This window comes from Paraburkholderia caffeinilytica, assembly GCF_046030355.1.
Classification (GTDB): Bacteria; Pseudomonadota; Gammaproteobacteria; order Burkholderiales; family Burkholderiaceae; genus Paraburkholderia; species Paraburkholderia caffeinilytica_B.
Genome location: NZ_JAQQCQ010000004.1, coordinates 200,258 through 227,007, shown reverse-complemented (window position 1 = coordinate 227,007; position 26,750 = coordinate 200,258). Strand labels below are relative to the sequence as shown.

The window sequence follows — 26,750 nt, the reverse complement described above, 5'->3', positions numbered from 1 at the left end:
TCGTTCAGGCCGTGGCTGCGACAACCGGCGGCCGCGCGGGCGTGCCGGCTGAAACAGTCAGCACGTCGTAGCCGGTTTCGGTAACGAGCACCGTGTGTTCCCACTGCGCCGACAGGCTGCGGTCCTTGGTCTTGACGGTCCACTGGTCCGGCATGGTGCGGATGTCGCGCCGGCCGGCGTTGATCATTGGTTCGATCGTGAAGATCATGCCGGCTTGCAACTCGAGCCCGGTGCCGGGACGGCCATAGTGCAGAATCTGCGGGTCTTCGTGAAACACCGTGCCGATGCCGTGGCCGCAATATTCGCGCACCACGCTGTAGCCTTGTCCTTCGGCATGTTTCTGGATCGCGTAGCCGATGTCGCCGAGATGGGCGCCCGGGCGCACCTGATCGATGCCGAGCCACATGCATTCGAAAGTGGTCTGCACGAGGCGTTTGGCCATGATCGAGCCTTCGCCGACGATGAACATCCGGCTGGTGTCGCCGAAATAGCCTTCCTTGATCACCGTGATGTCGATATTCAGCGCGTCGCCGTTCTTCAGCGTCTTGTCGCCCGGAATGCCGTGGCAGATCACGTCGTTCACGGAAATGCAGGTGGCTTTCGGGTAAGGCGGGTAGCCAGGCGGCTGATAGTTCAGCGGCGCCGGAATCGTGCCTTGTTCCTTCAGCATGTATTCGTGACACAGCCGGTCGAGTTCGCCGGTCGTGATGCCGGCCGTGACGAACGGCGTAATGTAGTCGAGCACTTCGCTAGCAAGCTTGCAGGCGACGCGCATCTGCGCGATATCGTGTTCGTTTTTGAGCGTAATAGCCATAATTCTCTCTGAAGCCTTGTGCAGTAAGGGTTTCCGTCTTTGGTGGATTCTGGATTTACGAAAATTCCACCAGCATTCCACCGAATTGACGAGAAACCACCAGCCAGCAGGGTTTCAGCGGGACGACAGAACGAAAAATTCCGCCGGTAGACCGCGCTACACCGTGCATTTGGGGCCGAATAACACATTTTAGCACCGTCCCGCCCGGTGGACCGCCTGACGGCCTTGCGCAATTGATTGCAGGCACGCCCAGCGGCGGGAAACGAGGCGGATGAGAAGAAATCCGGCATGGCATGGCGATGCCATAGAACAGTTTTCTAAAAATACGCGCCCTGCGTACTCGACGCCGGTCTGCGCAATTAATTAGCACAGCGCTCACGCACAGCGCTCACAGCTACGGCGTGTGCGTCAGGCACCGCACATAGCGTTACGACAGGTACTTGAAAGCATCAGTTTTACCGGATATCGTCCGTTATTCCGGGCCTGCCTCGGTTCCGGTGTGTGTTTGACTAGCCTGCCTGTTCTTACGGCGGGCTTCTTTTTGTCTCCTATCTCTGCCGATCACCTCTATAAGCCAAAAGAATGTTCGCCCGGTTTCCTATATGCCATTCGATACGGTGGTGTTTTTTGGTCGATTTATGCGGTTTTTTATCGAGTTGTGATTTTCCACCGATTTTGCGTAATTCGCCGATGGTTCTAATATCGGTACATAAGGTTATGTATTCGTATTGAACGTTATGTACTCACTGGGAGATTAAAATGGGCGAACCTCTTGAAGCCGGAATGACTACCCTAAAAATGCCGATTGCGCTCAAACAGCGCATAGGGCAACGCAGCGCGAAATCAGGCGTAAGCCAATCGGAAATCATCCGGCGCGGTGTTGCCATGTATTTGGATAGTCTCGACTCCGTTGAATCACAGGTTCAGGCATGGGAAGCAAAGAAACAGCAGAAAATCATGCAATCAATTGCGCAGGAAGGTGGGCAAAATGAGTAACCTGAAAAAGACACTTGTGGCTTTCCTGTTGACGCTGGTAGCAGAAGCGCTGGTTGTATGGATTGCACTTGCACTTATCGGAAGTTTTACGGCTACTACCATGCTGTTAGCAGCAATCGCCATTCTGCTGTTTATGGGGCTGGTGGCCGTGGTTTATGCGGGCAGGCCGGTAACCGGTCATGTTCGCAGCTAGAGTAGTTGCAGTAGATTTACCTTTGCCACTGCGAGAATTAGCCCCCGTAATATAGGGGGCGTTTTTTGTCGCCACTGAATTATGAGACGCTTATAATCAGGAAGCGGCATCGGCAACCGTTAAGTGCGTGGAAGTAACAGAGAAATCCCGGATAGAGTTTTTTGAGGGTGAAAGATGGTGCGATCCTCCCCACGTAGGGATTGCATCATGGCTTGCCAAAGCCCGCCCTCAAAATGCTTTACTGGGATTTTTTGTTGGTGCACGACGATCCGCCAGAAAGGTGGACGACAAATAGGTAGTACACACAGTCTCAAAGCAGTAGTTTAAGAGTCCATCCCGAAGGGTGGCTAAAACACTAGATATCGGCAAAATTTGAGCGGCAAAGAAAAGCCCGGACCCTGCAAAGGAATCCGGGCTGAATTTGTCCTGTGTTAGCGCACAGGCGAGTGAGGTAACTCGAAATCAGTTTACCTCGTTCGACGCACCCGATCAATCTGTGTTTGAATGAGGTAACAAAAATGTCAGTTTTCAACGAAGCCGAATATCAGGCCGCCGAAGTCGTCAGTACTTCGCAGAATGCTGGGCAAGTTTCTGTGCAATCAATTGCAAGCGGCAATTCCCCGTTAGACAATCCCGGCACTTGCGTTAAAAAGGCCAAAGCGCCACCGCCTGCCGCGATTCGCACGGTTTCCGTTTTGCCGGATTCTCATTGGAGACGGCACTATCTGGCGGTATGCCGTGGCAATCACAATGCCGCTACAGTGCTGGGGAAAATCGTATTCCGTTATCAGCACGACAACGGCAAATCCCGCCTGTATCTTCGCAATGGCTGTTACTGGTGGTATCACACCATCAGGGAACTGGCCGACGAATGCGAATTGACGCTGGAGCAGACCAAATACGCACTGGTGAAATTGCGCGAATGGGGTCTGGTGGAAACGCGGGCGAAAGGAGCCAAGGTAAAGGGTGAAAAGAAATCCCTATTCTGCCTGCCCATTGCACAGGGTGCGGGTTCCCTGAATGGCTGGCCGACCTTTGATCATGTCCCAGCTAAAGTTGAAAATTCCACTTTAGCTCATGCCGATCAGACAGCGCAGAAGACCGACGACGACACCCCAGCTAAAGTTGAAAATTCAACTACAGCTAAAGTTGAAAATTCAACTATTAAAGCCTTTAAGGTTGTAGGAAGTAAGGTTGAAGGAAGTAAAGACTTTGTGACGGCACCAGCGCCCGTCACAACCCCTGTAATTCCAGAAGCGATTTCAGGCGAGGGCGATAAGTCAAAGTCAAAGGCAACCCCTGAAAACAAACCCAAGGCCGTGCCCGCGTGGAAGCCTACCGGAGTATGGGAAAGGACCATGAGCGAGTACCACCCGAAAGCAGCAGTTCCCCTGACCCAGACTCAGGGGAAGATTTTGCGGGACGTGCGAACCAAGCTAGGGATACTTGGCTTGGATTCCGACCTGTTGATGCGGTACATCGTGCAGCACTGGTATTCCGTCATGTCTTGCGTAAAGGGTGGTTCGCAGATTGCGCCCCGGCCTGAGTTCTTTAGCGCGCACCTTGCGGAGTTCGTGCTGTACTTCAACAAGCATTACGAGACCGACCTGCAACGGCAAGCCAAGCAGGCAGCGACAGCCAAGTATCTGGCAGAGCTTGCGCAGGCGCATACGTCCACGCAATCAATTGCGCCGAAGAAGCCGAACAAGTTCGTACAGCTATTGCAGGCTGAGCAGCAGGCAAAGGCCAGCGCGACCGCATAGGCGGGCCGACAAAAAGATGCTGAGGGGTGGTTGATAGGCAAGTGAGGGTGCGCAGTGTCAGGCCGTCACAGAGCGTTTTTAGGATGACTGATTTTGCAATCAATTGCACATTTGACAATCGCCATAACTGCGCTTTAGTTAGTTTTACAAACGATTTATGAGCCATCACAATGGAACAAATGACCCGCTTGGAGAGCACGTCCGTGACCGAACAAACCACCGTACCGGGTCGCCACACTCCAGACGCGGTAATCGACTCGATTCTGGCATCGGTGGCGCGTGGTGAGCCGTTGATGGCCGCGTGTGAATCAGCCGGTGTAGGGAGAACGTCTTTTTACAGATGGCTCGACGCCGACCCGGAATTGGTAGGTCGATACGCACACGCTGTACAGCAGCAAACGCAAAGCAGATTTTCTAGGAGCTAGGGCCATGGCTATCCGCAGCAAGTATTACGAGACAGTGAAAAACAACCCCCTGAATGATTGGCCGGGGACGCGTGAAGTACTCACAGATGCAGGAACCGCCTATCTGCTGCAACACGGCCAGATGCCACCACGCGATGACGGTGCACGCGCCGACAGCACGGTAACCGGCGACGGCCTGAAAATGACTGTTCGTTATGACGAGGCCAATCGACCCATTAGGGAATTCAGCAACACCGGCACGCGCAAACGCTGGATGCTCGACTTCACGAGTCCCGCCTATCAGATGCTTCGAATCACGAATAAGCCGCAAACGGTGGAGCAAAACGCTCGATTCGAAACGGAATGGCGTGCAACCCAAGCCATGATTGCCAGCGGCAACATTCAACTCCCCGAGGTTTGAAATGCAGAGCCTTGCTGAAACCATGGCCTTTGAGGCCGTAGCGGCAGAGTACGTAGTACCTGTGCAGGCCGCTGGTATGCGTGTGGGGATCATCGACATTTGCAAGGCCGATGCCGCAAGCCCTGACGACTTGCGCCGGATGTTGACGCGACAGCTACAGCGCTCACTACCTAAGTCGGTTCCGTTGAGCGTGCGCGCCGATGCCTCGACCATGCCCGCCACCGAATTCGCCAAGACAGAGCAGCGCGTGAAGGCCGCTGTTTTCGAGCAGGCGCACGAATCACCGGAATTGCGGCCTGTGATTACGCGTGATCGCAGCGGGCGCGAATGCACCGAATATTACGGCAAAAAATCTGGCTGGATGCGTCCGTATCAAGCGCCCCCCATGCTGGCAAAAACCATCGGTGGACAGCCAGTGAAATTGCCGGTGGTCTTGTGAGCCGATCATGGTCAAGCCGCTTATGAAACAGTGCTCGACGTGCAGGCGGTTCAAGCCACTTGTCGCCTTTGGTCGCTGTCGCGCTCGCGCAGATGGTCTGCAACCGCAATGCAAATCCTGCCGGTCTGAATTCATGCGCGTGTATTACGCACAGAACCGCGAAGTACTTCAGGCGAAAGGGCGCGCGAACGCGCTCAGGATCAGGACCGAACGCGAGCAACAGGGGAGCACATCATGAGCACCACACGTAGCAACCGCTGGCCGCAACCGATACCTCGCCAGCAGGTACGCCCCCGCCGTGTTGATCCACCAGCGGGCACTAGCTGGTGTGAGAGGTTTTGCACGCCGCAGCGATTGAAAGAGATTGAAGCACCGAAAAGAGGCCGGAAATGAACGCACACACACACCAGCGCATTGTTGACTTGCTTTCATGCTCGGTTCGAAATCTGGAGCTTGATATTCCATCAATTTATCGACATGCCGGACCCGGAGCGCACGCCGAGGCCGCAGTGATTCGCAGTCTGCAATTCTCGCTTGGCTTGATGGTCGAAGCTATTTCGCTGGCCGACGAGAATACCGCCCGAGCAATCACCGCCCGCGCCGAAAAGATTCAGGATGCTATCGCAGACCACCGCAAACAGCTTGCCGAATGGATCGAAGTGGAGGGGTGGATCGTAGTGGCCGAAGGCGAAAACGAGACGAAGCATTGAGCTAGTCCGCGCAATCAATTGCGCAGCATCACCCTGAGAGGCATGTCATGACGGATAAAAAGATCATCGAAATTCCGGTCGAAACGGCCCAATGGGATGCCTTTGTTACGTCTTTCCACAACTGGCAAGATGAACTGGAAAAAACTAACGGCGCATGGTCTGCAACTGACAAGGGAGTGAAACGCCTTGCGACCAGTTTCGATAACGTAGAGGACGCATTCAACGATTTGGTAAGGGCCGCGACGGACCCGAAATTCAGCAGTCCCACGTCCGGTACATTCGTACGGATTCGGAAAGACACCGTTGAAACCGAGAAAAGCTGGCGCAACATCGCAAAGGAAATCGAACGGTCATCACGCGGGCTGACTGGTATTGCCCGTAGTGGGCTGGGTGGCATGCTGGGGCTTGCCGGTACTGCTGGTGCACTCACCAGCGCGTTATATGGTGCGACGCTTGGCGCTTCCAACAGTGTGGCCGATGACTACAAAAGTAGTCGCCAGCTTGGCTTGCAACTGGGCAAGGAAAAAGAATTCGGTATTGCCGGTGAGCCGTATGGACTTGGCCGCGATCAGCTAGAGGAAGCGGCAAATGCAAAGCAGGACGTAACCAAGCAACAGTCATTTCGTAATGCTGGCGTTACTGACTTTACTCAGGATGCAGCAGAACTGGCGTGGGCAAAAGCCAAGGGCGAGGCCGCGTTATACAGCCAGTGGGAAAAGACCAGCCCGCAATTTGCAGTGACACAGGCTCAGGCATTTTTCCCCGGTGAGAACCCGGACCAGCTTCGCTTGCTGGCTGACGCGTATAACAAAGGTGACCTCGACAAGGCGCACGACCTGTATGAGCAGAACTGGGAAAAAACAGGATACAGCCAGCAGCAGGCAGATCAGGCCACGCAGTTCAAGCAGGATCAGGCGCAGAAATGGGCAGAAATAGAAACGGCGTGGAATAAGGACATTCTATTGCTTGCCCCTCACCTCGACCGGTGGAGCAGCGCAGCAACGCACCTCGTAACGGGTTTCCTCGACGCCAGCGCAAAGACCATTAACGATTTGGCCGATGCTGGCGACAATCCCACGCCACCCGGTACTGAGCCACCGCCAGCAGCGCAGAATGACTACCCTGCACGTATCGCACGTGGCTTTGCAATTGCGGGCCAGTGGATGCAACAGCACGGATTGACTAACCCGTTTGATGGCGCTGGTGCAGGCACGGTAGATCAACAGGGCTTCACGTCCGATCCTGACAAAGCCGCACATATGGCCGCGCTCGAAAAGGCAACGGGTATGCCCAAGGGCTTTTTGCAGGCACAGGAAAATATCGAGAGCAGCGGTGGGCGCAATCTCGCCAATCCGAACAACCCGAATCACATCGGTGCATTCCAGTTTGATGCAGCCACGGCAGCAAACTATGGAGTTGATCGGCGCAACGAGTATTCAAACGAAGTGGGCGCAGCGCGCTACCTTGCCGACCTCAAAAAGAAGTACGGGTCATGGGACAAAGCCGTGGCCGCGTACGATGGATTCGGTGGACTCGATAAGGACATTGCCAAGTACGGCGATGCATGGAAGGAACACATCAGCGAGTTTCAAAAGAGCGGCGAGACCGAAATGTATTTGCGGAAACTCGCATGGCAGGGCATCGACCTTAACAGCAGTCAACCGATCACGCCTTTTAACGATAGTAAGGCCGTGAAGGCAGCAAAGGACGTTGACCGGCTGAATGTTGATCCGCAGATTGTGCCGTTTGATGACGTGGATAAAAAGGCCGTGGATGCAGAGCCGCAAACGCAAACGCAGGCACAAACAGATAAGGCTTACGTAGGAGAAGGGCTGACAGATCGGCTAATGCGTGCCGCAGGCATGGTTAGTGGCTGGTTCGGTGAGGGCGGTGGTGCGGCCTTGCGCACGCCCGATGCACCGGCACGCACGACCAACAGCACGCCCCAGCAGTTCAATATCCAGATGCAGGTTACTGCGCCTGCTGGAACCGACGTACAGGTAACGGGTGCGCAACTCGCGCAATGATCCATGCGCTACTACACCATTACACTTATCAACCCGACCACCTCACAGGTGTTGGTTCCGAATACCAACCCTTATGGCACGGCCTTTGTGTTTTCGAACGACCCCACAACAACAACGTGGAGTAGCCTGAACGTCGGAGCCAATGCGCATACTGTAGGTGGCAGCAATCCCGCTGCATTGCGTGTAGAGCTAGACATTACGAGTACGCCGCTGCATAGCCCTGACAGTCACGCAAAGCCGTTCATTCGAATCTACGGCATCCCGCTTTCGATAGTGGCTCAGGCGGCTGATTTGAATGGCATGTTCATCAGCGTTAGCGGTGGCATGGCCGCTGGCCTGCCGTTGGCAAATCCTAATCAGTCAGGCTTGCTGGTGACCGGACAGGTATTGCAGGCGGTGGGCGAATGGGTGGGCACCGACATGTCGTTGACGTTGTATCTTGCGCCGGGTGGATCGAGTGCGGACTATAGCAACGCCAGTGGTGGTGCGTCTGCCATGCAACCGGTCACCGCCAACACGCCTGCCAATCTGACATTCACGTGGGCACTGGGTCAATCCATGAGTACTGCAATTGCTCAATGTCTGGCAACGGCCTTTCCTGCACTCAACATTCAAATGTCGATTAGCGACTCGCTGGTGTGGGGTAGTGGCGTAGCGAAAACAGCATATTTCCAGAACCTTGCGCAATTCGCCACGTTTATCAACGAGACCAGCAAATCCATACTGGCCGGGCCGAATCCCGCCAGTACGATCTACGCTCAGAATGTCAATCCGGCCTATGCGGGCGTGACGATTGTGCTGCAAGGTGGCACGCTGATTGTGCAGGACTTCACGACTCAGACCAACCCGATACCGATTGCCTTTTTGGACCTGATTGGGCAACCGAACTGGGCTGCACCCGGCAAAGTGCAGCTAGTGACGTGCATGCGCGGAGATATCACCACAAGTGATTTTGTGCAGCTACCGCCTGCACTTGGCACGACCAGTAATTTTAATAGTCCTAACGGTGGCGTTAGTCCGCTTGCTATAGGTAACGCCAGCAACAGCCCATTCAAGGGCAATTCCGCATTTACGGGCGTAGCGCTGGTGACGAAAGTGCGCCACCTTGGCGACAGCCGCAACGCCAGTGGGCTGGCATGGGTCAGCACGTACGAACTGGTGTTTCAACAGCCGGTAGTAAGCAAGCTATTGAGTGCCATTCCGTATGTGTATAAGAGCAGCAGCGGCAACAGTTACGGCTTTACCGGAGGTGCATCGTGAGTATCGCGTACCTACGCACGCCGTTGGTTAGCACCTTGCCGGTGGGCGTCCGCGTGCAGATCGCGGACGCCATGCAATTGCAGGGAAAGAGCCTGCCTTGTCACGTTATCAGCGTAACAGGGCCGCTAATTACCGTGGCGTTCGATCTTGCACCTAGCGTGTGGACGTTGCCGCAGATCACTGTTCCGTTGTTCGGCCCTGAGTACGTGCGATATCCGATCCAACCGGGCGATAAAGGCTATGTAGTTGCCGTGGATACGCCCGTAGGATTCAGCAGCGGACAGGCGAGTAGTCCCGCCGATTTGAGTCAGCCGGGTAATCTCGAAAGTCTGTTTTTCATGCCCATTGGAAATGCCAAGTGGGTAGCAGTAGACCCGAATGCGGTAACAGCTTATGGGCCGAATGGTGTAGTGCTACGCGATACTGCATCAGGGAGTGTTATCACGCTATTGCCCGGTAGTATCACCATGACTACCGGGAGTTGTTCTCTCACCATGAGCGCCGACACCATCACTTTGCAGGCACCGAACATCGTGCTGGATGGTCAACTCACACAAGGTACAGAAAGCGGTGGGTATCCGGCTACCCTGCAAGGCCCGGTGACCGTTGTGCATGACGTGACAGCGGCAGGTACATCGGTACATGGTCACGTGCATGGTGGTGTGACGCCGGGTAGTGGTGATACCGGTACGCCGGTTTGAGTTTGCAATCAATTGCGCAGAGGCAGCTATGAGCAGCGAACACGAAGTACATTTCGAAGGGCGAGATAAACCACGCGCAGAGCGTCTTGCTACTGCGCTGGGCACTGCAATTGGCATCGCAAAACTGATTGAACGCTCACGCCATGGCGACGCAGCAGAGGCCGATAGTAATACCTCATGCGCGTTATCGTGGGCACGCCTGCTGGTGAGCGAATTGGAACAAGTGCCACCAGCAGATAGAGACCGAACGGCTGAATAGCAGCACCAGCAGTACCGACTACTAACCGGCATGGAGGCCACCCCAATGATTAAAGAGGTGAGCCGTGCCAGTGAAATTTACGAACAAATCTACGCAATCAATTGCGCAGAAACCGGAAGCGCCAGCCAAGACCAAGGCGAAGAAAACGCGCCGGAGAATCACAAACAAGGGCTATTCCGCCGCTGTATATGAACGGCTATTCGAGTACGTTGCCGAGGGTGAGGACTTAACTAAAGCGTGTCGTCATCCGAACATGCCTCACCCGGCTACCGTGCGCCGTCGCATGCTGGTGGACGACACACTAGCCAGCGCATTCAAGACCGCACAGGCCATTCGCCTGCATGGGCTTGCAGATCAGATGGTGCGCCTACCTGACGAAGCGCTCGAAGGTTATGCCAAGGTTAGCCCCGCTGACCGTCTGACCGCCGCGAAACAGAAGGCTGATTCGATTCGCTTCCTGTTGACCAAGGGCTTGGCGGACTATCAGGGCATTGGCGAGGATGGTGGGCAAGTCACGCTCGTTATTCAAAACGCCCCCGATTTGCCAATCATCGGTGCGCCCGCCGCACCATATGTGCCCGCAGGCCAGCCGGTGTTAAAGATTGTTGGCGGTGGCGCTCCCACTCAATCAATTGCGCAGCCTGCCGAGGGCAAGGAAGCGGGCAATGGTTGATCGCGCTCTCCCACTAATGCAGCTACATGCAGGCCAGCGTGAGGTAGGTAGTGGCTTGGCAAAACACTCGGTACTGCGTATTGGACGCAGATGGGGTAAGTCCGCACTCATGGAAGTCATTGCAGAAACCGCAGCGCTCAGAGGCCAGAAAGTAGGTTTTTTCTTTCCCGACCTCACGCGCGCCTCACCCACGTTTGACAGCATCGTTAATACGCTTAAACCGGCCATAAAGTCATCTAACAAAACTGACCTTATGATCAAGTTGATTACCGGTGGTTTGATCGAATGTTGGACACTCAACGATAAACATTCGGGTAGATCGCGCGGATATGACCTAGTGTTGATTGACGAAGCTAGTCTATGTGAAAACTTGGAAGAGGTTTATCAGTTATCGATAGCGCCTACGCTGTTGCTAAGTGGAGGCCCAACGATCATGGCGGGCACGCCGCTGGGTACTGACGAAGATAGTTTTTTTTACAAGTGCTGCACAATCAAGGAACCATCCGAAAAATGGCCGCTGATATGGAAAGAGTTTCATAAACCGACTAGCAGCAGCCCGCTAATTACCCCTGAAGCAATCGCGCTGTTAAAGACTCAGTTTCCACCACTGGTGTACGCACAGGAATACGAAGCACAGTTCGTTAGCTGGGCCGGTGAGTCGCTATTCAAACTTCCTTCACTGCTGGTGGACGGTCACGGCGCAGAGTATCCGCAAGTGTGCGAAATGGTATTCGCCACGGTGGATACCGCCGTTAAAGATGGTGCGGAAAACGATGGCACAGCAGTCTGTTACTGGGCAATCAACAAGTACGGCAAAGGCGCACCACTCACCGTGCTGGATTGGCAGATAGAGCAGATCACTGCTGATATGCAAGTCAACTGGATGCCGAGCATCTTTAAGCGTCTCGAAGAACTAGCGAAGGCATGCCGCGCACGCTATGGCTCGATTGGCGTTTTCATCGAAGACCGGCAGACCGGCACCATGTTGCTGCAACACGGTGAGAAAGTAGGCTGGGATACGCACGGCATACCCGGTGAGCTAACGCAGATCGGAAAGAGCGGCAGGGCTTCGCTTTCATCGGGTCCGGTGTTTCAAGGCCGCGTGAAGTTGAGCCAGTATGCGTTCGACAAGGTAACCGAATACAAGGGCATCACGCGGAACCACCTCGTTACGCAGGTTATGTCTTTCAGTCTGGGCGACAAGCAGGCATACAAACGGGCAGATGATTTGGCCGATTGTTTCTTTTACGGTGTACTGGTGGCGCTGGAAGGTGAAGCGCCTTTGTTGGATTGAATTTTTAAGTAGTACTACATGGAGAGCATCATGACTATCGTTGTTCCGGCACCTATCAACGGCACACAGGGCAGGCAGGTAGCGTATGGCGCGGGCACGGTCACAGCCGTGGCGAATGAAATGCCAGTAGCCAGCAACCCCGGCAATGCAATCCCGCCAGTGGGGAGCGGGCCGCTGTTTACCGGCAGCTTTACTGGCACCGCACCTATTGATATCAGCCTGTACGACAGCCCCGCTAATCAACCGGGCACGCTGGCTAATCCCGGTACTTTGCTGGCGACTGTCAAGAGCGCCAACGGGTACGCACCGGCAAGCCTGAATGTGTCTTTCACTCATGGGCTGTTCGTGATTCAACGCAGCCCCAGTACCGTAGTAATCACCGACTAACCGGAGAACATCATGAGCGACAAATCGTCAGGCCGTAACCCCGCTACTAACGCCGGTAGTGATTCGGCAGTACATCACAAGGGCACTGCACACGGCCAGTACAGCAGCACGCCCAAGGTGGAGCGTAGTACGCCAGTCACTAACCGGCATCCGAATGGTGCGGTGGGCAATGGTACGCCGCTGAAGGCCGATCAACGCAGCGCGGTGAAGTAAGGAGAACATCATGACTGAACTGACAAAAGAAGAAATTGAAGCAAAGTTACAGATGGAATGGGAAGCCGAACGGATGGATGAGTGGGCACGACACGCGGAAAAACAGGCCGATCGTTTGAAGGAGCATCTTTATACGTACAGGACCTTAGTCTGGAAAAACTTCCCAGATATGCGCAAGTACTACAGCGGGAAGCTGTTCCGCGAGATATTGAATGAATTGCGGATTGCTGTTGACCAGATTGAGTTGCTTGCACAGGGCAAGACACTTACGCACGTACTGGAATCCAAAGCCGTATTTGTTCCGCTCGACGATCAGCCCGACGAAACTGCCGAGCAACCGCAGGACGAACAGCCGCTGGCGTCCACAGTGACACCCGGCACCAAGGCTGGCTAGGGGAACACCATGGCGCAACCATTTATCTCAGGCCCGCCCGGAAGTGCTGCATTCGCGTATTTCAGCAGCGCGGGCAGCAAGCTACTAAAGACCGGGCCGGGCAGTTTGCGAGCCGTATCTATTGGCGTGCCCGCCACAGCGGCGCAAGTGAAGTTATTCGACGGCGTAGACGACACAGGCACGCTGATAGCCACGGTGGACGCCGGTGAAGGGCGCGATATTGATTTTAGTGCGCAGTTCAATGTCGGTCTGTACGTACAGGTGACAGGCGGCAATCCGAATTTGACCATTACGTTTTTCTAAAGATGCACGCGCAATCAATTGCGCGAAGGGAGGGGGTTAGCCATGCTCAAGACGGTGGACGAAACGCTCGCCATGCTGGCAGCAGAGGCAGAGCAACTGGGGTATGTCGTCTTTGTATCTGGCAAGTTGCGTATTGATGCGGAGTATCACCGGGGGCAGACAGTCTGGTTTATCAATGAACGCAGAGCTACGCGCGAACTGGCGGCACAGAAGCTGGAAAACGCCCGCGCAGCACGCCGGGCAGAACAACCCGGCATAGCCTAGTGGAGCAGCGATGGAACAGCAGACCCAGCAGCTAAAGCGGTGCACGAAATGTCACGAGACCCGGCCTATCGAGCAGTTCCACCGGAACGCGAAAACGAGAGATGGACGTACCCCATGGTGCAAGCCCTGCTGCGCGAAACAGAGCCGTGACCCGTGGAGTATCGAAACACCGCTGAGGCAGGCCAGAACAGACAAGCCACGCGAACCAACGCCGTCACCTCTGGTAGCTAAGTCACTCGCGCCACCATTATCAATCGTCAGTTATTTTTTGGCCGACGCGCCCGCACTCGCGCACGCGGTAGACCCTGAGCGCTACACGTGCAGGATGATAATCGACGGGCATGAGGGGTAGCCGTGGAACGCCCGCGCATGCACGTACTCGACTGGGGGCGACGCATGGCCGCCTATGCATTCGACGGCCCAGCACGTCCGAAGTGCGCGCCGAAGAAACGCCCGAAGCACACCAGTGGCCTGAGCGGCAGCGGCATGACCCGCCACCAGCTAGGTGAAGCACTCAGGCCGGGCAAGATCAGCAAACCGCTTGCAATCAATTGCGCAGCGCCCGCACGCGCACCCGCATGTGCGCCCGCACGTCCCCTCTCACCATTCGACTAGACACCCCCCAAAAGGCCCATATAAGGCCCAAAACTCAAAATTTTTGGCGGGCGGGCGAAGCCCGAGAGGGGAGATTTTGAAGTACCACGCTATAACGCATTAGAAGGGCTTAAGCGTTGTTAGAGCGTACGAACAAGGTACAAGGTGCAAACAGAACAGAATGCTGTTCCTGATTCCCGCCTGTGTAGTTTCCCCAGCGATTCCACACCCGCACATAGCACCATCAGTATCTACAGTGCACGAGTACGAACAACCATGTACGTCCATCTGTTCTGGTAGCGCCGGAAAGTGGGCCACCGCCGTCCGTCCGCTCAAAGAAATTTTCAGCCCGCCCGCCGCAACAAACGTTGCAGACCTAACCACTACATGCGCTGCACTCGACGCCGCGTTTTTTGTGGCATCTGGTGGAGCGGTGGTGGAATTTACGCGCGTACTCGACCGGTAAATCAGCGTAAGCCGCGCTGCATAAGGCTATGCGGGTATTGGTGGCTATTACTCACGACAACAGACGGACGCTATACCCCAGCCAACCGGGTACGGGCAATGTCCGCGTAGTGCGCAGATAGCTCTATGCCAATGAACTGCATGTTCTCTCGCGCACATGCCACGCCGGTAGAGCCGGAACCACAGAAGGGGTCTAATACGGTTCCCCCGGCAGGCGTTACCAGCGTACACAGCCACCGCATTAGCTCCACTGGCTTGACCGTAGGATGATCGTTACCAGCCCCTCTATCAGCCGCGCTGGCCTTGGGGCAGTAGAAGTACCTCGACCAGCTTTCCTGCTGTTCAACAATCACATTGGCGGGCCAGCGTCCCTGTACGGCGCATGCGCTGAGATTGAGTGCGCCGGTCTGGTACTGCCGCAGGTTAGCTATCAGCCGCTCACCCTTGCGCCCGCCCTTCATGCCGGGTCTTGCAGCTACCTTTGCGCGTGGAGGGCGTACCAGCGGACGGCGGGCCAGCAGGATCGGCTCTATGCAGTTCCGCAGGGCCGTGCCATAGCCAGCCCACTGCTGGGCTTCTGCGCTAACTGGCACGTGCTGGTGCGCGTCCTTGGCATGTTGACCGGCATGTGGTGCGAATGATCGGCTCTGAGTGCCTAGCACGCCGTCGAATTTCTTCGCCACGTCCGTACTCACCGGAAAGGCACCCTGACGAATCCACGCGAGCATGTCCCGTACTTCGAAGCCTGCACGCTCGACCGCGCTCGCCAGATGGTGATAGTTCTGTGCATGGGCGAATGCCAGTAGATGACCGCCCGGTTTCAGCACACGCAGGCACGCGCTCCACATGATGCTATCGAACGCCACGCCGTGACCATCCCAGTGCAGGACCGTACCGGGCCGTTCATACGGTGGATCGGTCACGATGCTGTCTATCGAGCAGTCAGGCAGGCCCGCTAACACGGTCTGGCAGTCACCTACGTGCAGCACGTACCGATCATCCATGAGCGCCCCGTAAAGTCTCATTTTGGCTTTGCGAGCCAGCATACCAGCACGCACCGCCATGCAATCAATTGCGCAAGGCCACTGCGTGAGCGCAGAGCGCAGGCCACTGCGTGAGCGGCGCAGTAGAATGCCGACGATCAACCATCGACAGGGGAGCGCGGCATGAGCGCCAAGGAATTCAGGAATGACGATAAGCGCTATCTCGCATGGATCGACCAGCACCCGCGCGGATTCGTGTTGAACCGCCGCAGTGCCGGGAATTCAGCGTCGTACATGGTGCTGCACACCTCGACCTGTCGCACGGTCAGCCAGCTATCTGGCAACGGCAGTGAAGGCGGATTCACCGGGCGTGCGTACATCAAGGTGTGCGCGTCCGACAGACAGGCACTGGCAGACTACGTGCGCGCCAACGGTAGGCCGGATGGATCGTTTTCGAAAGAATGCGCGTTCTGCAAACCAAGCGCCACCATCTGACCGCCGCGCACGCACCCGCGCAATTGATTGCGCAGAACCCCAGCCAGCCGACGATTCACACACTTAGGGTGTGCAGACGGCGCGCTCTACAGAGTATGCAAGGGTATCTGGTTGGATTTGCATGACCGGAGTCTCGTGGTCTACTGACCTTACCTCCTTACCCCCAGCCGTCATTTTCATCGACAGGAATTTCATCGTGTCGTTAGCGCAATCGATATCCTCCCGCGTTAGCGCCTCGTCGTATGCGTCGCCTTGTGGGGTGAATTGCAGCTTCGCGTAATCTCTACGCTCCCACACCAACACATGTGATCCGTGGCGTTTTAACATCGTCTTTTCGATTGCACTATTCACAGTGGCGTCCTGACTGACAATCTGCCACTCAGCGGCTTGTGCGACAGCGGAGGCCACCAGCATCGCCAGCCCGATTAGCTTTTTCATTGTTCCCCCGGATTTTGCTCGCCAGCATATCACCAGCAATGCCAGTATTCCCCGCAACGAGCAGCACGACCCAGCCAGCATACGAACGACCACGACAGAGGCAACAGCACTGCCCATAGTGCGATCAGCAGGGGGATTTTCATTTCTTGCTCCCCGCGCAATTGATTGCATGGCCGGTTTTGCTTGTCGGCGTGCTGGGGCTTTCGCTAATGCCTAAATGCTGGCGAATAACTTCATTCGACCAGTAGGGCCGTGGATCGTGGCCGGTGGGGGCGGGAATATGGCCGCGCGCGAGTCGTTTAAATACCGTGCTGTACGAGCAATCGAGCAGATACATCAAGTGCTGGACGCGCAAGCTACCGGGACCACATAGGTATTCGAGAGAAACGGCCTTTGGCGGAACCCGGTAAGCCGGTTCTTTGGCTGGCTTTACGAAACTCACAGACATGGAGTCACCTTCTACTAAGGCCCGACTCCATTCGGTGGTTTGCAAACAACACGCGCCGGTAAATAGTCGGCGCGATCTAGCTACAACTGAATCATTCTAGCGCGTTATTAATAACGCTGCATATCATTTTCAAACGTTATGGCTGAAAGGGGCCGGTTACCAGCGCGTCAAGATAATCCGACCATTCGCGCATTAGCTCCACGCGCTGACTGAAATACGTGCTTTTGTTGTAGGACGACTCGACCTTGTTTTTCTTTCCATGCGCCAGCACTGCCTCGACGTAACGCGGTTCATAGTCCGCTTCATTAGCCAGGGTGCTGAATGTTGACCTGAAACCGTGCGGCGTGAATTCCTTGGCAGTGAGTCTATAAACCGCTTCACGCGCTGACGACTGCGGCATGGGCCGATCAGCGTCATTTTCGTTTTTGAATAGCAGGCCGGTTTGGCCGCTGACGTGCTGTAATTCCCGCAGCAACGTCAATACCTGACGACTAAGCGGCACGACATGCAGACGTTTCATTTTCATCCGGCCCGCTGGGATCGTCCACCGCGCGGCCTGTAGATCAAACTCGCTCCAATCGGCGCACCGCAGTTCAGACGACCGCACGCACGTGTGGGCCAGAAGCAACAGCATTAACCGGATACGCCGGTCACTTTTGTACGCCCATAGGGAATTGAGAAGGCCGCGCAGTTCGGCGGGTGACAGATCGGGGCTATTGACCGTGGTGGGAGCCGCGCCCACTGCCGTTTTGGTTTTCATACCGGCTATCGGATTTGCAGCCAGTTCACCGCCGTCCGCTGCATGCTCGAAGGCGGCATTCAGCCATTGCTTAACCAGTCGCGCGACACTAGGGGTATTCCCTGCAATTGCTGCGATGGTGTCTTTTATTTCCTTGCGGGTGACCTGTGCCGCAGGACGTGCACCCAAGGCCGTAGCGGGGCCGCAGTACCGGGCTAGGTAGGTCTCGACCTGCAACGCGTAGGACGGCACCCAGCCCGCCCGACTGGCCTTGAGCCAGTTCTGCACCGTAATCCAGACCGTTGCGGCTTTGGCGACCTCGACGGCCTTAGCCTTGTCTGCGGCCTTGGCGGTGCGGTGCTGCGGCGGGTGCTGGCCGCGCTCGACGTACTCAGACCACGCTTTAGCCTGTGCTGCCTCTGCCTGTTTGATCGACATGGTGGGCCACACGCCCAGCTTGACCTCATACTGGCCGTCCGCGTCTTTGGCAGGATCAAACAACCGGTAAGCCCAGCGCCATGTCTGCACGCCCTTGAGGGACGTGAATAAATAGAGGCGGTTCCGGTGACCCAGCTTTGAACCGGGCGCGGCTTTTTCAATGTCGGCCTTGGTGAGGCCGGTGGGCTTGGGTAGCGCCTTTGGCGATTGTTGCGCTGGTGTTACCAATGAGAGAGCGGGGGCAGCGGGCATGGTCGGAGTCCTTGAAAAATTCCACCAGAATTCCACCAAATTTTAACCCAGAACGCGCCAGATTGATTTAGTCGCCTACCCGAAAAGCCTTATTTGGCAAGGGTTTCGCGCCAGTACGCGCCAGATCGAAATACTATCCTCGATGGTTGAGCGTAATAGCCATGAGTCGGGCCTGAAATGCGATTTATTGCAAGATTATCGCACCATATTCCGGCTGCCGCAGGGTTTTGCCACGGTTTTGCAATAAGGAGGAGGGTGCGCAGGTGCAACCCGGCTGCGGCAAACAGGAGCTACCGCGCAGGTTGAGTCGGCCGATAGTCACGTGCTATAATCTTTGGCTAAGTCGATCTCTGTCTTATTTTGTTGCTCTTATTGTCGTTCCGATGAACGCAAAGTGGCAAGGAAAGCGGAGAGGCTTCTCGTGGCGATAGTTGCCTGCGCCACGGGCAAGGCAGTACCAAGGCAGCAGACTCGCAAGCCGGCGCACCCAGGGTGTCCGTCGCGTTTAGCCGGAAAGTGCAATGCACAACGGCGCGCGGCCGATACGGCAGCCGGCTTAAGACCCAACCCTCGCGGAGATTTTCATGGCAGTTACCATGCGTCAAATGCTGGAAGCCGGTGTCCACTTCGGTCACCAAACGCGCTTCTGGAACCCGAAGATGGCCCCCTTCATTTTCGGTCATCGCAACAAGATTCACATCATCAACCTCGAAAAGACGCTGCCGATGTACAACGACGCGCTGAAGTACGCGCGTCAACTGGCAGCCAATCGCGGCACGATCCTGTTCGTCGGCACGAAGCGTCAATCGCGCGACACGATCGCTGAAGAAGCACAACGCGCTGGCATGCCTTACGTCAACGCACGCTGGCTCGGCGGCATGCTGACCAACTTCAAGACGCTGAAGGTCTCGATCAAGCGCCTGAAGGACATGGAAGCAGCGCTGGAAGCAGGCGAAACCGAACGCATGAGCAAGAAAGAAGCGCTGCTGTTCGAGCGCGAAATGGCCAAGCTGCAAAAGTCGATCGGCGGCGTGAAGGACATGGGCGGTATCCCGGACGCGATCTTCGTGGTCGACGTTGGCTACCACAAGATTGCCGTCACCGAAGCGAACAAGCTCGGCGTGCCGGTCATCGCCGTGGTTGACACGAACCACTCGCCGGAAGGCATCGACTACGTGATCCCGGGTAACGACGACGCTTCGAAGGCTGTCGCTCTGTACACGGCTGGCGTGGCTGACGCGATCCTGGAAGGCCGTGCTAACGCGGTCAACGAAGTGGTGCAAGCTGCTCGCGGTGGTGACGGCGACGAGTTCGTCGAGGTCAACTCGGAAGCGTAAAGCTGCCCCGTGTCCGGCAAAAAAGGGGGCTTTCTACAGGCCCCCTTTTTTTAAGCCGCGACAAAGTAGTGGTGTGCTGTGTGCAGTGCTGAAACGTAGTCCGTAAAAAATACGTGCGACGTTGAAACGAATTCTTGCCGCCGGTATCGAAATCCGGGCGGCGTGTGACAGACGGAACTCAAGGAGCAAATGATGGCGGCAATTACCGCAAGCATGGTTGCAGAACTGCGCGCAAAGACCGACGCGCCGATGATGGAATGCAAGAAGGCGCTGACGGAAGCTGAAGGCGACATGGCGCGCGCTGAAGAGCTGCTGCGCGTGAAGCTGGGCAACAAGGCCAGCAAGGCAGCATCGCGCGTGACGGCTGAAGGCGTGGTCGCGTCGTTCATCGGCGGCAACGCCGGTTCGCTGGTCGAACTGAACTGCGAAACCGACTTCGTTTCGAAGAACGACGATTTCCTGGCTTTCTCGAAGACGATCGCTGAACTGGTCGCTACGCAAAACCCGGCTGACGTCGCTGCGCTGTCGGCACTGCCGCTGGACGGCTCGACGGTCGACGCAGTGCGTCTGGCGCTGGTCGGCAAGATTGGCGAAAACCTGTCGATCCGCCGTTTCGTGCGTTTCGACACCTCGAGCAAGCTGGCAGCGTACCTGCACGGCACGCGTATCGGTGTGCTGGTCGAGTACACCGGCGCGGATGAGCAGGTCGGCAAGGACGTGGCAATGCACATTGCCGCAATGAAGCCGGTTTCGCTGTCGTCGGACGACGTGCCGGCGGATCTGATCGCCAAGGAACGCAGCATTGCTGAACAGAAGGCTGCCGAATCGGGCAAGCCGGCTGAAATCGTCGCCAAGATGGTCGACGGCAGCGTGCAGAAGTACCTGAAGGAAGTGTCGCTGCTGAACCAGACGTTCGTTAAGAACGACAAGCAGACGATCGAACAGATGCTGAAGGCTGGCAACGCGAGCGTGCAGAAGTTCGCGCTGTTCGTGGTTGGCGAAGGTATCGAGAAGAAGCAGGACGACTTCGCCGCTGAAGTGGCCGCTCAAGTCGCTGCTGCAAAGCAACAATAAGTATCACCGCAGTACCGTTGGACCCGCGGCGGAGCAAGACTTTGCCGCGGTCGGCGGCGCCGCAAGGCTGCGCTCGGGTGACCCTCGTAGCGCACGCCGCTGGCGAACCCCAGGGTTCGCCAATTTGGCGACGCTTGCCCGAATCAGCATTTCACCCCTACATTAGTCCCTTGTTGTTGCCCTGTTCTGCGCGATCTGGATACCTCTATGCCCACTGCCTATAAACGCGTCCTGCTCAAACTCTCCGGTGAAGCTCTGATGGGCGACGATGCCTTCGGCATCAATCGCGCGACCATCGAACGAATGGTAGCGGACGTTGCCGAAGTGGTTCGTCTCGGAACGCAGCTGGCCGTGGTGATCGGCGGCGGTAATATTTTCCGCGGCGTCGCGGGCGGCGCGGCCGGTATGGATCGCGCCACGGCTGACTACATGGGCATGCTGGCCACCATGATGAACGCGCTGGCGCTGCAGGACGCAATGCGCCACGCCGGTATCGAAGCGCGTGTGCAATCCGCGCTTCGTATGGACCAGGTGGTCGAGCCGTACATCCGGCCCCGCGCGATTCGCCAGCTCGAAGAAGGCAAAGTCGTGATTTTCGCGGCCGGCACCGGCAATCCGTTCTTCACAACGGATACGGCCGCCGCGCTGCGCGGCTCGGAAGTCGGCGCGGAAGTCGTGCTGAAGGCCACCAAGGTGGACGGCGTCTATTCGGCCGACCCCAAGAAAGACCCGAGCGCGACCCGTTACACCACGATCAGCTTCGATGAAGCCATCGGCCGCAATCTGCAGGTGATGGACGCTACGGCCTTTGCGCTGTGTCGTGATCAGAAGCTGCCGATCCGTGTATTTTCGATCGTCAAGCCGGGCGCGCTCAAGCGCATCGTACAAGGCGAGGACGAGGGCACCCTCGTCCACGTGTAAACTCTCGTTCACATAACGTGGGCTTTAACGCGAGCCCAGGCCGCCGCATCATGCGCGCGCTGGCCGGCTCGCACCGTTTTGAAGGTTCGGAGGTTTAAAAATGTCTGTGGCTGATATCAGGAAGGGCGCTGAACAAAAGATGCAGCGTTCCATCGACGCGTTCAAGAACGACCTGTCGAAGATTCGTACGGGCCGTGCACACACGGGCCTGCTCGATCACATCCAGTGCGATTACTACGGTTCGCCGGTGCCGATTTCGCAGGTCGCGAACCTGACGCTGATTGACGCACGCACGATCGGCGTGCAGCCGTGGGAAAAGAAGATGGTCCAGGTCGTCGAAAAGGCGATCCGCGAGTCGGACCTCGGTCTGAACCCGGCTACGCAGGGCGACGTGATCCGCGTGCCGATGCCCGCGCTGACCGAAGAGCGCCGCCGCGAACTGACCAAAGTGGTCAAGAGCGAGGCGGAAACGGCCAAGGTCGCTGTGCGTAACCTGCGCCGTGATGCAAACGAGCAACTGAAGAAGCTCGTGAAAGACAAAGAAATTTCGGAAGACGACGAGCGTCGTGCAGGTGACGACGTTCAGAAACTGACGGACAAGTTCGTCACGGAAATCGACAAGCTTGTAGTGACCAAAGAAGCCGAGATCATGACGGTCTGAGGCCGTTGGCTCCCAGGAAAACGCCGGGCCGCCCCAGATTTTTCGCTCGCAGGACGTCCCCTTGGGGGATTGCCTCCTCAAGGGCTGGTGCGAAGCGGCGGATTTGGGGGCACTCAGTACTTCACGGTTTCCACATTCTTTTTTTGCAGTCACTGTCCCGACGGCCATGACCTATACCAGCTCAACCGTGCGCGTGCCTGATGTCGCCGCGGTGCCGCGACATATCGCGATCATCATGGACGGCAACGGCCGTTGGGCGACCCAGCGCCGTCTGCCGCGCGTGGCCGGCCATACGCGCGGCGTCGACGCGGTGCGTGCGGCCGTCGAAGCCTGCGCCCTGCAGGGCGTCGAATACCTGACGCTGTTCGCCTTCAGTTCGGAAAACTGGCGCCGCCCGAATGACGAAGTGTCGTTCCTGATGCGCCTGTTCGTCACCGCGCTGGAGCGCGAGATCGGCAAGCTGCACGCGAACGGCATCCGTCTGCGCGTGGTGGGCGACCTGTCGAAGTTCGACACGCGCATCCGCGACCTGATCAAGCGCGCGGAAACCAAAACCGCGCGCAATACCCGCCTCACGCTTACCATTGCCGCCAACTACGGCGGCCGCTGGGACATCATGCAGGCCACCCGCAAGCTCGCCGAACAATCGGCGCTGGCGGGCAAGGCGGTCGAGGTGAACGAGGATTCGTTCGCCGAACACCTGTCGATGGCCTATGCGCCCGAGCCGGACCTCTTTATCCGCACCGGTGGCGAGCGCCGCGTCAGCAACTTCCTGCTGTGGCAACTCGCCTACACCGAGTTCTACTTCACCGACACGTTCTGGCCGGATTTCGACGCCGACGCGCTCGGCCACGCTATCGCATCCTACGCGGAGCGTGAGCGCCGCTTCGGCCGCACCAGTGCTCAACTCGAGCCGCAATCGCAAAACGTCGATTCGCTTCCATGCTAAAAACCCGTGTCATCACGGCGATCATCCTGCTGGCGATCTTCCTGCCGGTCACGTTGTTCGCGCCGGTGGGCGCGTTCGGCGCGCTGATCGCCTTCGTCGTTGTGTTTGCCGCGTGGGAATGGGCGCGCCTGTTGAAGCTCGGCGGCGCCGGGCCGGTGATCTACGCGCTGGTCGCGGCGGTCGCGCTGGTCGCCAGCACGCGGCTTGGCACCGGTGTCGTGGAAGCCGGTCCGCTGTTCAAGGCAGCCGCTATTTTCTGGGTGATCGCCGGGCCGTTCGTGCTGCTGCGCAAGCCGACCCTCGCGCAAGGCGCCTGGCGCGCCTTTCTATTCCTTGCCGGCATTGTGGTATTTGTCGCGTGCTGGCATGCTCTCGTCGCCGCGCGCATGAAGGGCGTGCCGTTCGTGCTGTCGCTGCTGCTATTGGTATGGCTGGCCGATATCGGCGCATACTTCTCGGGAAAAGCCTTCGGGAAACACAAGCTGGCGCCTGCCATCAGCCCGGGCAAGACCTGGGAGGGCGCGATCGGCGGCTGGCTGGTGGTGATGATCGTCGCCGCGGCGGCGGTCTTTTTGCACGCGTTCGAGCCGACCCTGTATTCTGCGCTGCTGGCGCAATTGGGCGCCGTACGTACGCTGCTCGCACTGACCCTGCTGGTGGCATTCAGCGTGGTGGGCGACCTGTTCGAATCGATGATGAAACGCCAGGCCGGAGTGAAAGATTCAAGCGGCCTGTTGCCCGGGCACGGTGGCGTACTCGACCGCATCGACGCATTGTTGCCGGTGCTGCCGCTTGCCATGCTGCTGCTCGGCTAGAGAAAGAGATATGCAAAAACGTCTGACATTGCTCGGTTCCACGGGCTCGATTGGCGACAGCACGCTCGACGTCGTCGCGCGTCATCCCGAGCGCTTTTCGGTTTACGCGCTCACGGCGCATCGCAACGGCGACAAGCTCGTCGAGCAATGCCTGCGCTTTCAGCCTGAAGTCGCGGTAGTCGGCGATGCCGAGACCGCCGCCCGCGTTGCGGCGAAGCTGCGCGAAGCGGGTTGCAAGACCGAGGTCACGTACGGGCCGCAAGCGCTCGTCGACGTGTCGAAGAGTGATGGCTGCGATACGGTGGTGGCGGCGATCGTCGGCGCGGCAGGCCTCGCGCCGAGTCTTGCTGCCGCGCGCGCCGGCAAGCGCATTCTGCTTGCCAACAAGGAAGCGCTGGTGATGTCCGGCGCGATCTTCATGAACGCGGTGCGCGATAACGGCGCCGTGCTGCTGCCGGTCGACAGCGAACACAACGCGATTTTCCAATGCCTGCCGCGCGAAGCCGCGCTGCACGGCGGCGTCTCCAAGATCATTCTGACCGCGTCGGGCGGTCCGTTCCGCACGCGCGAACCGGCCACGCTGGTCGACGTCACGCCGGACGAAGCCTGCAAGCATCCGAACTGGGTCATGGGCCGCAAGATTTCGGTCGACTCGGCCACGATGATGAACAAGGGCCTCGAAGTGATCGAGGCGCACTGGCTCTTCGATCTGCCAGGCGAACGCATCGAGGTGCTGATTCACCCGCAAAGCGTGATCCATTCGATGGTGTCGTACGCCGATGGCTCGGTGCTCGCGCAGCTGGGCAATCCCGACATGCGCACGCCGATCGCGCACGCGCTGGCATTTCCGGACCGCGTCGATTCGGGCGTGGCGCAACTGGATCTGCTGCAGGTCGCGTCGCTGTCGTTCGAAAAGCCGGATTACACGCGCTTCCCATGTCTCGCGCTCGCCGTGAAGGCGCTGGCCGAAGGCGGGTTGGCGAGTGCGGCGCTCAATGCCGCAAACGAAATCGCTGTTGAAGCGTTCCTGTCGCGCCAGATCGGTTTCATGGCGATCGCGCAGGTAGTCGACGCCGTACTCAACGCGTTGCCGAATCGCAGCGCGCACGCGCTAGAAGACGTGATCGAAGCGGATGCGGCCGCGCGCCGCGCCGCTGCCGACTTCATCGCGCGCCTGCCGGACGGCGCCCGTCGCACGGAACGCGCCGTCCAGTGAGGCGCTTATGAACCTGCTGATTGAACTGCTTGCCTTCGCGGTCGCGATTGGCGTACTCGTGGTCGTCCACGAATATGGGCATTACAGCGTGGCGCGTTTGTGCGGCGTCCAGGTGTTGCGCTTTTCGATCGGCTTCGGCAAGCCGCTGTTCCAATGGGTGAGCCCGAAGACGGGCACCGAATGGACGATTGCCGCGCTGCCGCTGGGCGGCTACGTGAAGATGCTGGACGAGCGCGAGACCGGCGGGGCGCCGATTCCTGCTGAAGCCTTGCCGCACGCGTTCAACCGGCAGTCGGTGTGGCGCCGTTTCGCGATTGTCGCGGCCGGGCCGGTCGCGAACTTTCTGCTCGCCATTGTGCTGTTCGCCCTCGTGTTCGCCACGGGCGTGACGGAACCGGCGGCCGTGGTGGCCGCGCCCGCGCCGAATACGCCTGCCGCGCTCGCCGGTTTCGACGGCGGCGAAACCATCGTCGCCGTGCGTGCCGAAAATGCCGGCGAATCCGAGCATGTGCGTTCGTGGTCCGACCTGCGCTGGAAGTTGCTGGGCGCGGCATTCGATCACAAGCGCGTCGTGCTGAGCGCGAAAGATGCCCACGGCACTTCTGATTTCCAGCTGGATCTGCGCGGCATCACCGAGAAAGACGTCGACGACGACTTCATGTCGCATCTCGGCTTCGAGCCGGGTGGTGGCAAGCTGACGGTCGCGGGCGTGCAGCCGGATAGCGCAGCGCAAAAGGCGGGACTTACGGTGGGTGACCGCCTTCGCGCGGTCGACGGTGTGCCGACCGACAATGCCACGGCCTTCATCGCTTATGTAAAATCGCACGCCGGCGTGCCCGTGACGCTGCAGGTGGAGCGCGGCGGGCAGGCAGCGGGCAAGCTGGAAGACGTTCGCATCGTTCCGCAGTCGCAGCGCGATGACGCAACGGGGCAGCAGATCGGCCGTATCGGCGCGGAACTCGCCACCCAGGTGCCGTCGATCGACGTGCGTTACGGGCCGGTCGAAAGTCTGCAATTGGGCGCTCGCCGAACGTGGGACCTGGCTGTTTATTCGGTGCGCATGTTCGGGCGGATGATCGTCGGCGAGGCTTCGCTGAAAAATCTTTCTGGCCCCGTGACGATCGCCGATTACGCAGGAAAGAGCGCACGTCTAGGTCCTTCTGCATTCCTGTCGTTCCTGGCCCTTGTCAGTATTAGCCTCGGCGTACTGAACCTGTTACCAATTCCGGTATTGGACGGGGGTCATCTGTTATATTATTTGGTTGAAGCTGTAACCGGCAAAGTTGTCTCCGATCGCTGGCAACTCGTTTTTCAGAGGGCGGGTCTCGCCTGCATCGTCGCTTTATCGGCGATTGCGCTGTTCAACGATCTGGCTCGTTTAATCCATTTTTAAAGTGTCTGGCGGCGTTC

At 57.7% G+C, this 26,750-nt stretch carries 32 protein-coding genes; 27 read left to right on the top strand and 5 right to left on the bottom strand.

Features of this window, described 5'->3' with window-relative positions:
• Positions 1–4: 4 nt before the first annotated feature.
• The gene (map, locus tag PQQ95_RS08025) at positions 5–838 is read right to left on the bottom strand and encodes a type I methionyl aminopeptidase (RefSeq protein WP_408436989.1); all 834 of its coding nucleotides are present in this window, start codon (positions 836–838) and stop codon (positions 5–7) included.
• Positions 839–1,573: 735 nt separating this feature from the next.
• On the opposite strand from map, the gene PQQ95_RS08020 reads away from it, so the two are divergent.
• The 18 genes from PQQ95_RS08020 to PQQ95_RS07935 all read left to right on the top strand — a co-directional run bounded on the left by PQQ95_RS08020 (position 1,574) and on the right by PQQ95_RS07935 (position 14,130).
• Positions 1,574–1,810: a ribbon-helix-helix domain-containing protein gene (locus PQQ95_RS08020; RefSeq protein ID WP_408436668.1), complete on the top strand. Its 237-nt coding sequence runs from the start codon at positions 1,574–1,576 to the stop codon at positions 1,808–1,810.
• Positions 1,803–2,003, top strand: a complete 201-nt coding sequence (locus PQQ95_RS08015; RefSeq protein ID WP_408436666.1) for a hypothetical protein — start codon at positions 1,803–1,805, stop codon at positions 2,001–2,003. Before PQQ95_RS08020 ends, PQQ95_RS08015 begins: the two co-directional genes overlap by 8 nt.
• A 518-nt stretch (positions 2,004–2,521) precedes the next feature.
• Positions 2,522–3,766 carry a hypothetical protein gene (locus tag PQQ95_RS08010; protein WP_408436664.1) on the top strand — a complete coding sequence of 415 codons (1,245 nt, stop codon included), beginning with the start codon at positions 2,522–2,524 and terminating at the stop codon, positions 3,764–3,766.
• A 170-nt stretch (positions 3,767–3,936) separates the two neighbouring features.
• Positions 3,937–4,191 carry a terminase small subunit-like protein gene (locus PQQ95_RS08005; protein WP_408436662.1) on the top strand — a complete coding sequence of 85 codons (255 nt, stop codon included), beginning with the start codon at positions 3,937–3,939 and terminating at the stop codon, positions 4,189–4,191.
• Between the two features lie 4 nt (positions 4,192–4,195).
• Positions 4,196–4,591: a hypothetical protein gene (locus PQQ95_RS08000; protein WP_408436660.1), complete on the top strand. Its 396-nt coding sequence runs from the start codon at positions 4,196–4,198 to the stop codon at positions 4,589–4,591.
• Between the two features lies 1 nt (position 4,592).
• Positions 4,593–5,030 (top strand): hypothetical protein, encoded by a 438-nt coding sequence (locus PQQ95_RS07995; RefSeq protein WP_408436658.1) that lies wholly within the window; start codon positions 4,593–4,595, stop codon positions 5,028–5,030.
• A 389-nt stretch (positions 5,031–5,419) separates the two neighbouring features.
• Entirely contained in the window at positions 5,420–5,740 is a 321-nt protein-coding gene (locus PQQ95_RS07990) for a hypothetical protein (protein ID WP_408436657.1), read from the top strand.
• Between the two features lie 47 nt (positions 5,741–5,787).
• Complete coding sequence (locus tag PQQ95_RS07985; protein WP_408436655.1) at positions 5,788–7,767, top strand: hypothetical protein; 1,980 nt, start codon at positions 5,788–5,790, stop codon at positions 7,765–7,767.
• A gap of 3 nt (positions 7,768–7,770) precedes the next feature.
• Entirely contained in the window at positions 7,771–9,027 is a 1,257-nt protein-coding gene (locus tag PQQ95_RS07980) for a hypothetical protein (protein ID WP_408436653.1), read from the top strand.
• Positions 9,024–9,728 (top strand): phage baseplate protein, encoded by a 705-nt coding sequence (locus tag PQQ95_RS07975; RefSeq protein ID WP_408436652.1) that lies wholly within the window; start codon positions 9,024–9,026, stop codon positions 9,726–9,728. Before PQQ95_RS07980 ends, PQQ95_RS07975 begins: the two co-directional genes overlap by 4 nt.
• A 329-nt stretch (positions 9,729–10,057) precedes the next feature.
• Positions 10,058–10,660, top strand: coding sequence for a terminase small subunit-like protein (locus PQQ95_RS07970; RefSeq protein WP_408436650.1), 603 nt, complete (start codon positions 10,058–10,060; stop codon positions 10,658–10,660).
• A gap of 109 nt (positions 10,661–10,769) precedes the next feature.
• Complete coding sequence (locus tag PQQ95_RS07965; protein ID WP_408436648.1) at positions 10,770–11,954, top strand: hypothetical protein; 1,185 nt, start codon at positions 10,770–10,772, stop codon at positions 11,952–11,954.
• Between the two features lie 30 nt (positions 11,955–11,984).
• Positions 11,985–12,341: a hypothetical protein gene (locus PQQ95_RS07960; protein WP_408436646.1), complete on the top strand. Its 357-nt coding sequence runs from the start codon at positions 11,985–11,987 to the stop codon at positions 12,339–12,341.
• Positions 12,342–12,353: 12 nt separating this feature from the next.
• Positions 12,354–12,554: a hypothetical protein gene (locus PQQ95_RS07955; protein WP_408436644.1), complete on the top strand. Its 201-nt coding sequence runs from the start codon at positions 12,354–12,356 to the stop codon at positions 12,552–12,554.
• Positions 12,555–12,564: 10 nt separating this feature from the next.
• A complete protein-coding gene (locus PQQ95_RS07950) occupies positions 12,565–12,948 on the top strand; it encodes a hypothetical protein (protein WP_408436642.1) in 384 nt (127 codons plus the stop codon).
• 9 nt (positions 12,949–12,957) lie between these two features.
• Positions 12,958–13,251 (top strand): hypothetical protein, encoded by a 294-nt coding sequence (locus PQQ95_RS07945; RefSeq protein WP_408436640.1) that lies wholly within the window; start codon positions 12,958–12,960, stop codon positions 13,249–13,251.
• Positions 13,252–13,293: 42 nt separating this feature from the next.
• A complete protein-coding gene (locus PQQ95_RS07940; protein WP_408436638.1) occupies positions 13,294–13,515 on the top strand; it encodes a hypothetical protein in 222 nt (73 codons plus the stop codon).
• Between the two features lie 354 nt (positions 13,516–13,869).
• On the top strand, positions 13,870–14,130 hold the full coding sequence (locus PQQ95_RS07935; RefSeq protein ID WP_408436636.1) for a hypothetical protein: 261 nt from the start codon (positions 13,870–13,872) through the stop codon (positions 14,128–14,130).
• A gap of 515 nt (positions 14,131–14,645) precedes the next feature.
• Here the strand turns inward: PQQ95_RS07935 and PQQ95_RS07930 are convergent.
• Positions 14,646–15,578 (bottom strand): DNA-methyltransferase, encoded by a 933-nt coding sequence (locus PQQ95_RS07930; RefSeq protein ID WP_408436634.1) that lies wholly within the window; start codon positions 15,576–15,578, stop codon positions 14,646–14,648.
• Between the two features lie 162 nt (positions 15,579–15,740).
• Between PQQ95_RS07930 and PQQ95_RS07925 the strand changes: the two genes are divergently transcribed.
• Positions 15,741–16,052: a hypothetical protein gene (locus tag PQQ95_RS07925; RefSeq protein WP_408436632.1), complete on the top strand. Its 312-nt coding sequence runs from the start codon at positions 15,741–15,743 to the stop codon at positions 16,050–16,052.
• 63 nt (positions 16,053–16,115) lie between these two features.
• Here the strand turns inward: PQQ95_RS07925 and PQQ95_RS07920 are convergent, their stop codons facing one another.
• The 3 genes from PQQ95_RS07920 to PQQ95_RS07910 all read right to left on the bottom strand — a co-directional run bounded on the left by PQQ95_RS07920 (position 16,116) and on the right by PQQ95_RS07910 (position 18,367).
• Entirely contained in the window at positions 16,116–16,490 is a 375-nt protein-coding gene (locus PQQ95_RS07920; RefSeq protein WP_408436630.1) for a surface-adhesin E family protein, read from the bottom strand.
• A gap of 139 nt (positions 16,491–16,629) precedes the next feature.
• Positions 16,630–16,827: a hypothetical protein gene (locus PQQ95_RS07915; RefSeq protein WP_408436628.1), complete on the bottom strand. Its 198-nt coding sequence runs from the start codon at positions 16,825–16,827 to the stop codon at positions 16,630–16,632.
• A 247-nt stretch (positions 16,828–17,074) separates the two neighbouring features.
• On the bottom strand, positions 17,075–18,367 hold the full coding sequence (locus PQQ95_RS07910; protein ID WP_408436626.1) for a tyrosine-type recombinase/integrase: 1,293 nt from the start codon (positions 18,365–18,367) through the stop codon (positions 17,075–17,077).
• A 584-nt stretch (positions 18,368–18,951) separates the two neighbouring features.
• On the opposite strand from PQQ95_RS07910, the gene rpsB reads away from it, so the two are divergent.
• From rpsB to rseP, 8 genes are all read left to right on the top strand, one after another.
• A complete protein-coding gene (rpsB, locus tag PQQ95_RS07905; protein ID WP_073427980.1) occupies positions 18,952–19,704 on the top strand; it encodes a 30S ribosomal protein S2 in 753 nt (250 codons plus the stop codon).
• 192 nt (positions 19,705–19,896) lie between these two features.
• On the top strand, positions 19,897–20,778 hold the full coding sequence (gene tsf / locus PQQ95_RS07900; protein ID WP_408436988.1) for a translation elongation factor Ts: 882 nt from the start codon (positions 19,897–19,899) through the stop codon (positions 20,776–20,778).
• 207 nt (positions 20,779–20,985) lie between these two features.
• Complete coding sequence (gene pyrH, locus PQQ95_RS07895) at positions 20,986–21,699, top strand: UMP kinase (protein WP_012400732.1); 714 nt, start codon at positions 20,986–20,988, stop codon at positions 21,697–21,699.
• Positions 21,700–21,799: 100 nt separating this feature from the next.
• A complete protein-coding gene (frr, locus tag PQQ95_RS07890; RefSeq protein ID WP_054035184.1) occupies positions 21,800–22,360 on the top strand; it encodes a ribosome recycling factor in 561 nt (186 codons plus the stop codon).
• Between the two features lie 166 nt (positions 22,361–22,526).
• Positions 22,527–23,309 (top strand): polyprenyl diphosphate synthase, encoded by a 783-nt coding sequence (gene uppS, locus PQQ95_RS07885; RefSeq protein ID WP_408436623.1) that lies wholly within the window; start codon positions 22,527–22,529, stop codon positions 23,307–23,309.
• Entirely contained in the window at positions 23,303–24,124 is an 822-nt protein-coding gene (locus PQQ95_RS07880; protein WP_408436621.1) for a phosphatidate cytidylyltransferase, read from the top strand. Before uppS ends, PQQ95_RS07880 begins: the two co-directional genes overlap by 7 nt.
• 10 nt (positions 24,125–24,134) lie before the next feature.
• Positions 24,135–25,340 carry a 1-deoxy-D-xylulose-5-phosphate reductoisomerase gene (locus tag PQQ95_RS07875; protein WP_408436619.1) on the top strand — a complete coding sequence of 402 codons (1,206 nt, stop codon included), beginning with the start codon at positions 24,135–24,137 and terminating at the stop codon, positions 25,338–25,340.
• A 7-nt stretch (positions 25,341–25,347) separates the two neighbouring features.
• Positions 25,348–26,733, top strand: a complete 1,386-nt coding sequence (gene rseP / locus PQQ95_RS07870) for an RIP metalloprotease RseP (protein WP_408436617.1) — start codon at positions 25,348–25,350, stop codon at positions 26,731–26,733.
• Positions 26,734–26,750 lie beyond the last annotated feature (17 nt).

Coding starts and splice junctions, on each gene's coding strand:
- PQQ95_RS08020 (WP_408436668.1), top strand. CDS start 1,574: ATGGGCGAACCTCTTGAAGCCGGAATGACTACCCTAAAAATGCCGATT.
- PQQ95_RS08015 (WP_408436666.1), top strand. CDS start 1,803: ATGAGTAACCTGAAAAAGACACTTGTGGCTTTCCTGTTGACGCTGGTA.
- PQQ95_RS08010 (WP_408436664.1), top strand. CDS start 2,522: ATGTCAGTTTTCAACGAAGCCGAATATCAGGCCGCCGAAGTCGTCAGT.
- PQQ95_RS08005 (WP_408436662.1), top strand. CDS start 3,937: ATGGAACAAATGACCCGCTTGGAGAGCACGTCCGTGACCGAACAAACC.
- PQQ95_RS08000 (WP_408436660.1), top strand. CDS start 4,196: ATGGCTATCCGCAGCAAGTATTACGAGACAGTGAAAAACAACCCCCTG.
- PQQ95_RS07995 (WP_408436658.1), top strand. CDS start 4,593: ATGCAGAGCCTTGCTGAAACCATGGCCTTTGAGGCCGTAGCGGCAGAG.
- PQQ95_RS07990 (WP_408436657.1), top strand. CDS start 5,420: ATGAACGCACACACACACCAGCGCATTGTTGACTTGCTTTCATGCTCG.
- PQQ95_RS07985 (WP_408436655.1), top strand. CDS start 5,788: ATGACGGATAAAAAGATCATCGAAATTCCGGTCGAAACGGCCCAATGG.
- PQQ95_RS07980 (WP_408436653.1), top strand. CDS start 7,771: ATGCGCTACTACACCATTACACTTATCAACCCGACCACCTCACAGGTG.
- PQQ95_RS07965 (WP_408436648.1), top strand. CDS start 10,770: ATGGAAGTCATTGCAGAAACCGCAGCGCTCAGAGGCCAGAAAGTAGGT.
- PQQ95_RS07960 (WP_408436646.1), top strand. CDS start 11,985: ATGACTATCGTTGTTCCGGCACCTATCAACGGCACACAGGGCAGGCAG.
- PQQ95_RS07955 (WP_408436644.1), top strand. CDS start 12,354: ATGAGCGACAAATCGTCAGGCCGTAACCCCGCTACTAACGCCGGTAGT.
- PQQ95_RS07950 (WP_408436642.1), top strand. CDS start 12,565: ATGACTGAACTGACAAAAGAAGAAATTGAAGCAAAGTTACAGATGGAA.
- PQQ95_RS07945 (WP_408436640.1), top strand. CDS start 12,958: ATGGCGCAACCATTTATCTCAGGCCCGCCCGGAAGTGCTGCATTCGCG.
- PQQ95_RS07940 (WP_408436638.1), top strand. CDS start 13,294: ATGCTCAAGACGGTGGACGAAACGCTCGCCATGCTGGCAGCAGAGGCA.
- PQQ95_RS07930 (WP_408436634.1), bottom strand. CDS start 15,578: ATGGATGATCGGTACGTGCTGCACGTAGGTGACTGCCAGACCGTGTTA.
- PQQ95_RS07925 (WP_408436632.1), top strand. CDS start 15,741: ATGAGCGCCAAGGAATTCAGGAATGACGATAAGCGCTATCTCGCATGG.
- PQQ95_RS07920 (WP_408436630.1), bottom strand. CDS start 16,490: ATGAAAAAGCTAATCGGGCTGGCGATGCTGGTGGCCTCCGCTGTCGCA.
- PQQ95_RS07915 (WP_408436628.1), bottom strand. CDS start 16,827: ATGTATCTGCTCGATTGCTCGTACAGCACGGTATTTAAACGACTCGCG.
- PQQ95_RS07910 (WP_408436626.1), bottom strand. CDS start 18,367: ATGCCCGCTGCCCCCGCTCTCTCATTGGTAACACCAGCGCAACAATCG.
- rpsB (WP_073427980.1), top strand. CDS start 18,952: ATGGCAGTTACCATGCGTCAAATGCTGGAAGCCGGTGTCCACTTCGGT.
- tsf (WP_408436988.1), top strand. CDS start 19,897: ATGGCGGCAATTACCGCAAGCATGGTTGCAGAACTGCGCGCAAAGACC.
- pyrH (WP_012400732.1), top strand. CDS start 20,986: ATGCCCACTGCCTATAAACGCGTCCTGCTCAAACTCTCCGGTGAAGCT.
- frr (WP_054035184.1), top strand. CDS start 21,800: ATGTCTGTGGCTGATATCAGGAAGGGCGCTGAACAAAAGATGCAGCGT.
- uppS (WP_408436623.1), top strand. CDS start 22,527: ATGACCTATACCAGCTCAACCGTGCGCGTGCCTGATGTCGCCGCGGTG.
- PQQ95_RS07880 (WP_408436621.1), top strand. CDS start 23,303: ATGCTAAAAACCCGTGTCATCACGGCGATCATCCTGCTGGCGATCTTC.
- PQQ95_RS07875 (WP_408436619.1), top strand. CDS start 24,135: ATGCAAAAACGTCTGACATTGCTCGGTTCCACGGGCTCGATTGGCGAC.
- rseP (WP_408436617.1), top strand. CDS start 25,348: ATGAACCTGCTGATTGAACTGCTTGCCTTCGCGGTCGCGATTGGCGTA.